Consider the following 12,620-nt stretch of genomic DNA (forward strand, 5'->3'; position numbering starts at 1 on the left):
TGTGCCGCTCGAAACCAAATGATGCCAACTGCTTGCAGTTAAAAGGTACTTAATTCGTACAACTTTGAAAGGAAAAAAGCGGACGTCCCGATGGGAAACCCGATTTATCAGCACGCAGATGAATTCAAATGCAATAAAAACAGCACCCTAATGGGTCTATGCGACCAAGGTTGCATTTCCACGGCCAACCCCCCATTTTGACTTTCCCGAGTGCGGCTGCAGGTCTTGTCGCAGCAACCGATTCCATCAGGTGATCCATGCCCGATACCCAGATTCTGCACGCCCCTGCCCCCGATGTCCGCGCCCGTGAAAAGCTCGAGGGTGGTATCCGGTTTCGGATGAATACGGAATTCGAACCGGCGGGCGACCAGCCCAATGCCATCAAGGAACTGTCGGCAGGCGTTTTGGCGGGGGAACGGGATCAGGTGCTTTTGGGGGCAACGGGCACCGGCAAGACCTTCACCATGGCCAAAGTGATCGAGGAGACGCAGCGCCCGGCGATTATTCTGGCCCCGAACAAGACGCTGGCGGCGCAATTGTACGGTGAATTCAAAGGGTTCTTCCCGGACAACGCGGTCGAATATTTCGTCAGCTATTACGACTATTACCAGCCCGAAGCCTATGTGCCCCGGTCGGACACCTATATCGAGAAGGAATCCCAGATCAACGAACAGATTGACCGGATGCGCCACTCGGCCACTCGCGCACTTCTGGAACGGGATGATGTGATCATCGTCGCCTCGGTGTCCTGCATCTACGGTATCGGCTCGGTCGAGACTTACGGCGCCATGACGCAGGATCTGCATGTCGGCAAAAGCTATGACCAGCGCGCTGTGATGGCCGATCTGGTGGCGCAGCAATACCGCCGCAACGATCAGGCGTTTCAGCGCGGGTCGTTCCGCGTGCGTGGGGACAGCCTTGAGATTTTCCCGGCGCACCTTGAGGACCGGGCCTGGAAGCTGTCCTTCTTCGGCGACGAGTTGGAAAGCATCACCGAGTTTGACCCACTGACAGGGGAAAAGACCGACAGTTTCGAGCGTATCCGAATCTACGCCAACAGCCACTATGTGACGCCGAAACCGACGATGCAGCAAGCCATCGTGGGCATCAAGAAAGAGTTGCGGCAGCGGCTTGATCAGTTGGTAAACGAGGGAAAACTGCTTGAAGCGCAGCGGCTGGAGCAGCGGACGAATTTCGATCTGGAGATGCTGGAGGCAACCGGCGTGTGCAACGGGATCGAGAACTATTCGCGCTATCTGACAGGTCGTGCGCCGGGTGAACCGCCCCCCACGCTTTTCGAATTCATCCCCGACCATGCCATTGTTTTTGCAGACGAAAGCCATGTGAGCGTTCCGCAGATCGGTGGCATGTACAAGGGCGACTACAGACGCAAGTTCACGCTCGCCGAACACGGGTTCCGCCTGCCCTCGTGCATGGACAACCGCCCGCTCAAGTTCGAGGAATGGGACGCTATGCGCCCGCAATCCGTGTTCGTGTCCGCGACGCCCGCCAAGTGGGAGATCGAACAAACCGGCGGTGTGTTTACCGAACAGGTGATCCGCCCCACGGGGCTGTTGGACCCGATGGTCGAAATCCGCCCGGTCGAGATGCAGGTGGACGATCTGCTGGACGAGATCCGCAAAGTGGCAGCGGGCGGGTATCGCACGCTGGTCACCACGCTGACCAAACGCATGGCCGAGGACCTGACCGAGTACCTGCACGAACAGGGAATCCGCGTGCGCTATATGCACTCGGATATCGACACGATCGAACGGATCGAAATCCTGCGTGACCTGCGCCTTGGGGCGTTCGACGTGCTGATCGGGATCAACCTCTTGCGCGAAGGGTTGGACATTCCGGAATGTGGTCTGGTCGCCATTCTGGATGCGGACAAGGAAGGGTTCCTGCGCTCGGAAACATCGTTGATCCAGACCATTGGCCGTGCCGCACGGAACGCCGAAGGCCGCGTGATCATGTATGCCGACCGGATCACCGGGTCGATGGAGCGGGCGCTGGCGGAAACCGACCGCCGCCGCGCCAAGCAGATCGCCTATAACGAAGAGCACGGCATCACGCCCGCGACGATCAAGAAGAACGTCGATGATATTCTACAAGGGCTCTACAAAGGCGACGTGGACATGAACCGCGTGACCGCCAAGGTGGACAAACCGCTGGCCGGGGCCAATCTGCAGGCGGTTCTCGATGGGTTGCGCGCGGATATGCGCAAGGCGGCGGAAAACCTCGAATTCGAAGAGGCGGCGCGCCTGCGGGACGAGGTCAAACGGCTGGAAGCGGTCGATCTCGCCATCGCAGACGACCCGCTTGCCCGTCAGTCCGCGGTCGAGGCGGCAGCGGAAGCGGCGGTCAAATCGTCGGGACGGTCGACAGCCGGGCGCCCAGGTCAGCGCGGCGGGAATGTGAAGCGGCGGAAGCGGTAAGGCAGATCGGGCAGACGGGCCAACCTTCTGATCTGTGACCGACGCAGCGCCATCTCAATCTTGTGACGTGCTTGTTTTGAAAACAAGAATTGCGCGGCATATGGTGCCACGCTAGGAGTTTTCTGCTGACGCGCTGCCCACGAAAGATCACGGAACAGGCGGGCGAACTACTGTCGTCTAACTTAGAGATTCATCTGAATTTTATGCGAAAGTACCTGTCTCGCGCCATCGCCAGTGTCGTTCTGACATGCGCCATTTCTTCCTCAGCTCATGCGCAATACAACACATGGGGCAATGGACTCAGCAACAGGACCACAAATGCAGTGATCCGCATCCTGCAGGGCGATTTCCGCGAATGCGGCGAACTGATCCTGGTCTTTCGCTATGATTGTTATAGCCAAAGCTACCGTAGCGCGGCCGACCGTCTGGATGGGCTTTCGGAATATGCTCCGGCAGAAGATGCGCTGCGTCTTGTCGAAGATCGCATCGCGTCAGTCGTCTCGGCCAATATAGACCGGTCCAGACCGCCACTCCGGCAAGGTGGGCGCGTGTTCAACGCGGTGAAAGTAGAAGCCATTCCGCTGCTTCGGAACGAAACGCTGGGCGCGATGGACGAAGCGCGGACCATTCTCTTGCGCTCACCAACAGAGGCGCAGAGACCGCATTATTCGCGCATAGCTGCGGTCATCGAATCGAACAAAGTCCTCTTGCGGTCGGCTCTTTTGCACATTGAGCCAGCGGCGCGGCGGGTCGCCGGACTGTTCTACCGAATTTGGGCTGGGTGACCGCACAACTTATGTTGCCGTTTGATTTCAGATAAACGGCACAAAGGGCACGCCACAGGCGCTGAGGGCCAACAAGCTCACAATCGCAAACCACACACGCATAACGCCTCCATAGGTCGGAACCACCTCTCCGACCTAGGCGAGGACGCATCAGAAGTCGAACAGGTCTTCCAGAAAGCCGCCGCGTTTCTTCTTTTTGCCGAAACCTGTGTCCCCGTAGCCCGTGGTTTGGCCGCTGATGCGTTCCTGTGCGGCAGGCGGCGGCGGAGGTGGTGCCGCATAGGTCGCGCTGCGCTCGATGATTTTGTCCAGCTCGCCGCGATCCAGCCAGACACCCCGGCATTGCGGGCAGTAATCGATTTCGACACCAGAGCGTTCGGCGATCACCAGTGCGGTTCCGTCGATAGGACATTTCATTGGGCCATCTCCTTGGGTTTGGCACGCAGGAGATAAGCACTCTGTACCGAATATCATCCCCGGTGCGACAGTCCTTCCCAAAGACACTGGCGCAATTCGAACCGTACGCTACCATAGCTTCATGCGTACGGTTCTTGTTGCCCTTGCCCTCCTAGTTGCGCCCCTCCCCGCGATGGCGTGGGAGTTCACGCCCGTGCCGATCTGCACCTTGTTCCATCAGGACCCAGAAGTGGCTGTGATGGTCACGTACGACCCGGATGGCGGTGAATATGCCATTCACCTGTCGCGTGAGGGCGGGTGGCCCGACGCGGCGGTGTTTTCCATGCGGTTCGAAGGCCCACGCGGGCTGACGATTTCCACCACGCAGCATGTGATCGAGACAGAGGATACACGCACCCTGACGGTCCGTGACCGGGGGTTCGGGAATGTCCTGAACGGGTTGAACTTCAACCAGCGCGCTGTGGCGGTTCTGGGCGATCTCGAAGTGCCTGTATCGCTGGATGGCGCGGCACCCGCGGTCGAGGAGTTTCGCGCCTGTCCGACGGATCAGCTTGTCCACGGGACTTGGACACGGGCGAAACAGGCGTCCTGAGCACGGCTTGCGGCGTGCCTGCGGACCAGCTTAGAAGACGCCATGACCCGGCTTCCCATTGACCACGTCTTGCCAGAGCTTATCGCGCATCTGCGTGATCGGGGCCGCGCCGTGCTGCAAGCGCCCCCCGGGGCGGGCAAGACCACGCGGGTGCCTCTGGCAATGCTGGACGCGGGGTTGACATCGCAGCGCATCGTCATGCTGGAACCCCGGCGTCTGGCGGCACGGGCCGCAGCCGAGCGGATGGCCGAAACTCTGGACGAAGCGGCGGGCCAGACCGTCGGCTACCGCGTGCGCGGCGAGTCCAAAGTGTCGGGCCAGACCCGGATCGAGGTCGTGACCGAAGGCATCCTGACCCGGATGATCCAATCCGACCCCGAGTTGTCGGGGATCGGCGCGGTGATCTTTGACGAATTCCACGAACGCTCCCTGAACGCCGATCTGGGCTTGGCACTGTGTCTCGAAATCACCGGCGCCTTACGCGACGACCTGATCCTCGTGGCGATGTCGGCGACGCTGGACGCAGAGCCCGTCGCACGTCTGATGGACGCGCCCATCGTGACGTCGGAAGGACGCAGCTATCCCGTCGAAACCCGCTGGCTCGACAAACCCGTTGGCAAAACCGTGCGGTTCGAAACCGCAATGGCGGACCTGATCCAGACCGCCGCACAGGACTGTTCGGGGGGAATTCTTGCCTTTCTGCCGGGGGAGGGAGAAATCCGCCGGGCGCAGGCTGCGCTGGAGGGCAGGTTGCCCAAGGACTGCGCCATCCGGCCCCTGTTCGGCGCGATGCCCTTCAAGGCGCAGCAGGACGCAATCCGCCCGGAAACAGCAGGCCGCAAGGTCGTGCTCGCCACGTCGATTGCAGAGACTTCCCTGACCATCGAGGACATTCGCGTCGTGGTCGATGGTGGCCTTGCACGGCGGTCGCGGTTCGACCCGGGGTCGGGCATGTCGCGGCTGGTGACCGAGAAGGTCACCAAGGCCGAAGCGACCCAACGGGCCGGACGCGCCGGGCGTGTGACCAAAGGCGTGGCCTATCGGCTTTGGACCAGGGGCGAAGACGGGGCGCTTGCGGCCTTTCCTCCGGCCGAGATCGAAGCCGCGGATCTGGCAAGCCTCGCGCTCGAATTGGCGCTGTGGGGGGCCCAACCGGGCGAATTGCCTTTCCTGACAGCACCTCCCGAAGGGGCCTATGCCGAAGCTCAGACGCTTCTGCGTCTGCTGGGCGCATTGGATGCAGAGAACCGCATCACCGTCCACGGGCGCACATTGTCCGCCCTGCCCCTGCATCCGAGATTGGCGCATATGGTTGCCGTTGCAGGATCGGATGCAGCCCCATTGGCGGCGCTGCTGGCGGACCGCGATCCGGTGCAGGGCGGCGGTGTCGATCTTGCCCTGCGGATGGAGGCGCTGCGCGACCCAAAGCGGTTTGCCGAGCGGCGCAATGCCATGCTCAACCGGGGCGCATTGGACCGCATCCGCATCGAGGCAAAGCGGTTGGAGCGCGTGGCCCCCAAGGCCAAGGGTGATCCGTTGGGGATCGCCGAGATGGCTGCCCTCGCCTATCCCGACCGCATTGGCTTGCGGCGCAAGGGCGATGACCCGCGCTACCAGCTGTCTGGCGGCAAAGGCGCGGTGATGGAAAGCGGCGACGCCTTGGCCGGAGCCCGGCTGATCGTCGCCACCGACCTTGATGGCAACCCGCGCGAGGCGCGCATCCGGCAGGCCATCCAGATCAGTGAAAGCGCAATCCGGGCGTTGTTCGCGGATCAGATCCGTTGGGTGGACCTGTGCGAATGGTCCAAGCGCGACCGCCGCGTTGTGGCCCGTCAGCAGGAAAAGCTGGGTGCCATCGCGCTGGATGACCGGGTTTGGAAGGACGCGACGGCAGAGTTGATTGCGACGGCGATGCTGGACGGTGTCCGCGACTTGGGTCTGACCCCTGCCATGAGCGATGCCGCGCGCCGGTTTACAGCCCGCGTTGCCTTGGCCCGCGATGCCGGACTGACCCTGCCAGACATGTCCGATCGCGCCCTGATGGACAGTCTTGAAGACCGGCTGCTTCCCCATCTTGGCGGTGTGCGGAGTTCCGATGACTGGAAACGGTTCGATCTTCTGCCTGCACTTCGCGCGATGCTCGATTGGGGGCAGATGCAGGATTTGGATCGGCTGGTGCCCGGCAAGTTCACAACCCCGTTGGGGCGTGAGATCCCGATCGACTATTCCGGTGAGCACCCGGAAATTTCCCTGCGGCTGCAGGAATTGTTCGGCCAGAAAACCCATCCTTGTGTGGGGAAAACCCCGCTGCGCGTGACGCTGCTGTCCCCGGCGCAACGACCTGTGCAGACAACGCTTGATCTGCCCGGGTTTTGGGCCGGATCCTATGCGGACGTGCGCAAGGACATGCGAGCGGCCTATCCGAAACACCCGTGGCCCGAAGACCCCACGCAGGCCGACCCGACCTTGCGGGCCAAGCGCAGGCACGAAAGCTAACGGCGTCAGGCACGCCCGCTTAACGCCATGCTTGCCGAAACGCTGGATCCACCGTACATGCCGCTCATGCTTGATGATGCCGACGACATACACCCGCTGTTCTACGGTGCGCCCAAAACCACCGAGTTCAAGAAGCTGCGCAAGCGCATCGTGCAGAACGTGCGCGAGGCGATCGAGCATTATGGCATGGTTGGCCGAGACCCGGCGAAAACACCGAAATGGCTGGTGTGCCTGTCCGGCGGGAAAGACAGCTATACGCTTCTTGCGGTGCTTTATGAGTTGAAATGGCGTGGGCTTTTGCCGGTCGATCTTCTGGCGTGCAATCTTGATCAGGGGCAGCCCGGCTTTCCGGCGACGGTGCTGCCGGAATTTCTGGAAAAGATGGGGGTTCCGCACCGCATCGAATATCAGGACACCTATTCCATCGTGGTCGACAAAGTCCCGCAGGGGCGGACTTATTGCGCGCTCTGTTCGCGGTTGCGGCGTGGGAACCTCTATCGCATCGCCCGTGAAGAAGGATGTGATGCCGTTGTTCTGGGTCATCATCGCGATGACATCCTTGAGACGTTTTTCATGAACCTGTTCCACGGTGGGCGCCTTGCCACGATGCCGCCGAAACTGGTCAATGAAGACGGCGATCTGTTCGTCTACCGCCCTTTGGCGCATGTGGCCGAGGCCGATTGCGAGAAATTTGCCAAGGCGATGAACTATCCGATCATCCCCTGCGACCTGTGTGGCAGCCAGGACGGGCTGCAGCGACAGCAAGTCAAAGCCATCCTTGACGGATGGGAAAAGAACAGCCCCGGTCGGCGACAGGTGATTTTCCGCGCGCTCACGAATGCGCGGCCGTCCCATTTGCTGGACAGCGAACTCTTTGATTTTAAAGGACTGATGACGCAAAGTCGCGACGAAAGCGACAATTCTCGAGATATTCCTGACCTGCGTTAAGCGTTCGATTAACCTGGCTGCGCGAAACTGCCCGAAACAGAATTTGGGGCAAGGCCGCGATGCGACGTCTTTTGGATCTTCCCGACCTGCGGCAGAAGTTTGCCAAGGGCCTGACCGGCCCTCAGATGCTGGCCTTCCTGCCTGCCCTTTGCCTGTCTGCCTATTGGATCGGGGGCGAAGTCCCCCTTGTCTTGTGCGCTTTGGCGACACCGTTGGTATACGCGGTGTTCGGCGGGTTTGGCGGATGGTCCAGCGCCGCACATACCGACGCAGCGCGCGCACCAGATGTGAACAGGGTGGCGCAGGAATTCCTTGAGATCGCGCAACATACCGGCCAGACGACCGCATGTTTCAAGATCACCATTCCCGAGCTTGATCAGATTGCACACCGCTTTGGCGCAAACATTGCGGGCGAGTCGCGGGATCTGATCGCAGCACGGCTTCGCACGTCGCTGCGGGCATCTGATTACGTGTTCCGGTCGGAAGGAACGCAGTTCACTGTCCTCATCTCGCCGGGGTTCCGTCTGAGGCTCGACAATCTTATCGACTTGGGGAAACGCTTGCGCGAGGCGGCGGAAACATCGCTTGTGCTGGACGGCACGACACACACCTTGACTGCATGCATCGGGATCGCGTCATCGCTGAACTTCGGCCGGAACGTGACCGCAAACGTCTGGCTGCAATCTGCAACCGATGCCATGGACGAAGCGGTGATGGCCGGGGCCAGCACGACGCGCCTTTGGTCCGACCGGCTCGCGCGCAGGAAGCGGTCGCGGTATGCCCTGCGGCAGGACATCGAAACCGCGTTGGACGAGGGTGCCATCCGGGCGTATTTTCAACCCCAGATCAGCGTCAGGACTGGCGAAGTCAGCGGGATGGAAGCCTTTGCACGGTGGCTTCACCCCACGCGCGGCGTTCTGCCAGCGGCAGAGTTTTTGCCCGCCGCGACGGACAGTCGCCAGATGGTGCGGCTTGGCCGGTCCATCTTTTTGCAGGCGGTCACGGCCCTGCACCACTGGGACGAATCCGGGTTCAATGTGGGTACTGTGAGCGTGAACCTGTCGGAAGAAGAGTTGCGCGATCCCGAACTTCCCGGCCGCATTGCCAGCGACTTGGACCGATGCGGAATACCGGCGCACCGATTGGTGTTCGACATTCCGGAAACGCTTCTGAACAAGGCGGCTGATGACATGATCCGGCGCAACCTCGTGTCGCTGGCAGGGCTTGGCTGCGGGCTTGACCTTGAGGGATTCGGCTTGGGTGGATGCAGCATCACTGTCGTTCAACAGCTCCCGGTCACGCGCCTTAAACTGGACAAGAGCCTAGTTCACGGAGCGGCGGCATCCGAGGACAGAACGCGCGCACTGCATGCGGTTCTTGCCATCAGTGAACGCCTCGAACTGCCGGCTGTCGCTGCCGGTGTCGAAACGATCGAGGACGACAGCCTGTTGCGCGACCTGGGCTGCGCCCACGCGCAAGGTTTCCTGTACGCGCCCCCATCCAGCGCAGCCGACACCAAGATCTGGCTGGAAAGTCGACAAGCGCTGAAAACACCTCGCACCGGTGCGAAGATCAGGCACATCAGGTGACAGGCAAAATCGCGGGTTCCACCGCATCCGAATGGGCTGAACAATTGCCGCACCGGACGGGTCATTCCTGTGAATCCGCTTGACGTTCAGGCATAGTGCCTGTTGAACGCAGCGGTAATCCAAAAACCACAGGCGGCGGCCCCATGGACGATCAGAACAAGAACCTTCTTATCGCAACAGCGCTCAGCTTTGCGGTTATTCTGGTATGGTTTGTCTTGTTTCCGCCACCCGAACCGACTGTCAATCCAGACAGCGCAGTGCCAGCGGCAGCGCAGGACGCAACCCCGTCAATCGCCGCCACGCCGGACGCAGCGCCCGGAAGCACCGCGGGGATCAACCAGACAGGCCCCGCCGCAGTCGAAGATGCCCCGCGTGTGCCAATCGAAACCGACCGCGTGATGGGTTCCATCTCGCTGGTTGGCGGTCGGATCGACGACCTGTCGCTCAAAAACTACCGCGTCACCGTCGAAGAGGACGCGGATGTCGTTCACCTGCTCAACCCGGTTGGGTCGGATCGCCCGTATTATGCCCTCTTTGGCTGGGCACCGGGCGGTGGGCTGACCATTGACGATGTGCCAAGCGTCACAACCAATTGGACTCTGGAAGAGGGTGAGACCCTGACACCAGACACCCCGATCACACTGCGCTGGGACAGCCCGAACGGTTCAATTTTCCGCCGCATCATCGAAATCGATGACGACTTCATGTTCACCGTGACACAGTCAGTCGAAAACGCCAGCAACAGTGCGCTGACGATGGCACCCTACGGCCTGATTGCCCGGCATGGTGAACCCGCAGATCTCAAGAATTTCTTCATTCTCCACGAAGGCGTGGTGGCCATGGCGGACGGCACACTTGCCGAAATCGACTACAAGGACATGGTCGATTTCCCCGTCGTGCCCACCGAAGGGGCACGCGCCGAGGTTACCCAAGTCACCGAGAACGGCTGGATCGGCTTTACCGACCACTACTGGATGACCACAATCATCCCCGAGAACGGCACGCCGTTCCGGCAGGTGGCAAAATACAGCGATGCCAGCAACATCTACCAGACCGAAGCGGTGCAGCCGACCGTGACGATCGCTCCGGGCGAAACACGCGAAGTGTCGACGCAGTTGTTCGCCGGTGCCAAGGAATGGGAAACCATCCGCGAGTATCAGAACCGCGGCGTCGACCGTTTCATCGACAGCATCGACTGGGGCTGGTTCTTTTTCCTCACCAAGCCGATTTTCTGGCTGCTGCACAACCTGAACCTGCTGATCGGGAACATGGGCTGGGCGATCATCGGCCTGACGCTGATCATCAAGGCGGCGCTCTTCCCGCTGGCGTACAAATCCTATGTCTCGATGGCGAAGATGAAAGAGCTTCAGCCCGAGATGGAAAAGATCAAGGAGCGGGCTGGCGACGACCGTCAGAAGCTTCAGCAGGAGATGATGGAGCTCTATAAGAAGGAAAAGGTGAACCCGGCCTCTGGCTGTTTGCCGATCCTGTTGCAGATCCCGATCTTCTTCTCGCTCTACAAGGTGATCTTTGTCACGCTGGAACTGCGTCACGCCCCATGGCTTGGCCCGTTCCAGGATCTGTCGGCGCCCGACCCCACCTCGATCATGAACCTGTTCGGCTTGCTGCCCTGGGCCGCACCGACACCCGGATCGCTGCTGGCGCTGATCTTTATCGGTATCCTGCCGCTGCTTCTGGGTATCTCGATGTGGTTGCAGCAAAAGCTGAACCCGGCACCCACGGACGCGACACAGGCGATGATCTTTGCCTGGATGCCTTGGGTTTTCATGTTCATGCTGGGTGGCTTTGCAAGTGGACTGGTCGTCTACTGGATCGCGAACAACACGATCACCTTCACGCAGCAATATCTGATCATGCGCTCGCAGGGGTATAAGCCGGACGTGTTCGGCAACATCAAATCCAGCGTCAAGCGCAACGCGAAAACGGATCAGAAATGACCGCAACCGTCACCGAGATCTGGCGGCACCCGATCAAGAGTCATGGCCGGGAAAAGCTGGAGTCGGTGACGATTGCCACCGGAGGAACGATCCCGTTCGACCGGCTTTGGGCGGTCGCGCATGAACGGTCGCAGGCCGACGGATCGGAATGGGTGAGCTGCGGGCATTTCTGCCGGGTGGCCAAGCTGCCGAGCCTGATGGCGATCAGCGCCGCATTCGACGAAGCGACCGGCCGGATCACACTCCGCCATCCAGACGTGGCCGACATCACGTTCGAACCGGACACGGACAGCGCCGCTTTTCTGGACTGGGTCAATGCGCTGGCCCCTGACGACACGTTGCGCCCCGCGCGGCTTATCAAGGCGCAGGCGCAGGCATTTACGGACAGCGATTTTCCAAGCGTCACCTTGTGCAACCACGCATCGCACCGGGCGGTCGAGCAGCGCGTGGGTAAACCACTGTCGCATCTGCGGTGGCGTGGAAACATCTGGATCGACGGTCTTGCCCCATGGGAAGAGTTCGATTGGGACGGGCGCGACATCCGGATTGGCGAAACGATCCTGCGGGTTCGCGAACGGACGGATCGCTGCAAGTCGACGCACAGCAACCCGGACACGGGAAAGCGGGATGCCGACGTTCTGAGCGCGCTTGGCAGCTGGGGGCATCAGGATTTTTCAGTACGGGCCGAGGTGATCCAGGGCGGCGCGATCCGGACCGGCGACGAGGTGGCCCGTGTCTGAAATGAAACTGCCCTTCCCGCTTGCTGAAGAACCGGATGACCTGAGCCGCGAGGTCGGGCGCAAACTGTTTGCGGGCGAGGTCGAGTTCCTGAAGGGTGTCGTGGCAATGTCAGGCCTGCCGCCCGATGATCGGATCGAGGTTTGTTTTGCCGGTCGGTCGAATGTCGGGAAATCATCTCTGATCAATGCGATCACGGGCCGCAAGGCATTGGCGCGCGCGTCTAACACGCCGGGCCGTACGCAGGAAATCAACTATTTCACGTTGGGCGATGAACGCTACCTCGTCGACCTTCCCGGCTATGGCTATGCCAACGCCCCGGTGGCGGTGGTCGAAAAATGGCAAGCTTTGCTCAAGCAATACCTGTCGGGCCGCGCCAGCCTGCGGCGTGCTTTCGTGCTGGTCGACAGCCGCCATGGAATCAAGCCCGTGGATGAAGAGATCATGACGCTTCTGGACAGAAGCGCGGTGACCTTCCAGGTGGTGCTGACGAAAGCCGACAAGATCAAACCGTCGGAGTATGACCGGCTTCTGGATCAGGTGCGGGGCAAGTTGTCAAAGCACCCTGCGGCCTATCCCGAACTGGTGCTGACCAGCAGCGACAAGGGCGACGGCATTGCCACGTTGCGCAGCATCATTGCCGGGATCGGCTAAGCGCC

General features: G+C 60.9%; 10 protein-coding genes. 9 read left to right on the forward strand and 1 reads right to left on the reverse strand.

Annotated elements, in window-relative coordinates:
- Positions 1 to 257: 257 nt before the first annotated feature.
- Positions 258 to 2,438 carry an excinuclease ABC subunit UvrB gene (gene uvrB, locus ACMVPR_RS12965; protein WP_416883225.1) on the forward strand — a complete coding sequence of 727 codons (2,181 nt, stop codon included), beginning with the start codon at positions 258 to 260 and terminating at the stop codon, positions 2,436 to 2,438.
- A 203-nt stretch (positions 2,439 to 2,641) separates the two neighbouring features.
- On the forward strand, positions 2,642 to 3,223 hold the full coding sequence (locus ACMVPR_RS12970; protein WP_416883226.1) for a hypothetical protein: 582 nt from the start codon (positions 2,642 to 2,644) through the stop codon (positions 3,221 to 3,223).
- A gap of 150 nt (positions 3,224 to 3,373) precedes the next feature.
- Here the strand turns inward: ACMVPR_RS12970 and ACMVPR_RS12975 are convergent, their stop codons facing one another.
- Positions 3,374 to 3,640: a zf-TFIIB domain-containing protein gene (locus ACMVPR_RS12975; RefSeq protein WP_416883227.1), complete on the reverse strand. Its 267-nt coding sequence runs from the start codon at positions 3,638 to 3,640 to the stop codon at positions 3,374 to 3,376.
- A 121-nt stretch (positions 3,641 to 3,761) separates the two neighbouring features.
- On the opposite strand from ACMVPR_RS12975, the gene ACMVPR_RS12980 reads away from it, so the two are divergent.
- From ACMVPR_RS12980 to yihA, 7 genes are all read left to right on the forward strand, one after another.
- Complete coding sequence (locus tag ACMVPR_RS12980; RefSeq protein ID WP_416883228.1) at positions 3,762 to 4,232, forward strand: excinuclease ABC subunit B; 471 nt, start codon at positions 3,762 to 3,764, stop codon at positions 4,230 to 4,232.
- Between the two features lie 42 nt (positions 4,233 to 4,274).
- The gene (gene hrpB / locus ACMVPR_RS12985) at positions 4,275 to 6,728 is read left to right on the forward strand and encodes an ATP-dependent helicase HrpB (protein WP_416883229.1); all 2,454 of its coding nucleotides are present in this window, start codon (positions 4,275 to 4,277) and stop codon (positions 6,726 to 6,728) included.
- A gap of 66 nt (positions 6,729 to 6,794) precedes the next feature.
- Complete coding sequence (gene ttcA, locus ACMVPR_RS12990) at positions 6,795 to 7,676, forward strand: tRNA 2-thiocytidine(32) synthetase TtcA (RefSeq protein ID WP_416884656.1); 882 nt, start codon at positions 6,795 to 6,797, stop codon at positions 7,674 to 7,676.
- A 59-nt stretch (positions 7,677 to 7,735) separates the two neighbouring features.
- Positions 7,736 to 9,265, forward strand: coding sequence for an EAL domain-containing protein (locus ACMVPR_RS12995; protein WP_416883230.1), 1,530 nt, complete (start codon positions 7,736 to 7,738; stop codon positions 9,263 to 9,265).
- Positions 9,266 to 9,408: 143 nt separating this feature from the next.
- The gene (gene yidC / locus ACMVPR_RS13000) at positions 9,409 to 11,223 is read left to right on the forward strand and encodes a membrane protein insertase YidC (protein WP_416883231.1); all 1,815 of its coding nucleotides are present in this window, start codon (positions 9,409 to 9,411) and stop codon (positions 11,221 to 11,223) included.
- Positions 11,220 to 11,963 carry an MOSC domain-containing protein gene (locus ACMVPR_RS13005; RefSeq protein WP_416883232.1) on the forward strand — a complete coding sequence of 248 codons (744 nt, stop codon included), beginning with the start codon at positions 11,220 to 11,222 and terminating at the stop codon, positions 11,961 to 11,963. Before yidC ends, ACMVPR_RS13005 begins: the two co-directional genes overlap by 4 nt.
- A 1-nt stretch (position 11,964) precedes the next feature.
- Positions 11,965 to 12,615 (forward strand): ribosome biogenesis GTP-binding protein YihA/YsxC, encoded by a 651-nt coding sequence (yihA, locus tag ACMVPR_RS13010; RefSeq protein WP_292268285.1) that lies wholly within the window; start codon positions 11,965 to 11,967, stop codon positions 12,613 to 12,615.
- Positions 12,616 to 12,620 lie beyond the last annotated feature (5 nt).

Source organism: Marivita sp. (assembly GCF_048006345.1).
Taxonomy (GTDB): Bacteria; Pseudomonadota; Alphaproteobacteria; order Rhodobacterales; family Rhodobacteraceae; genus Marivita.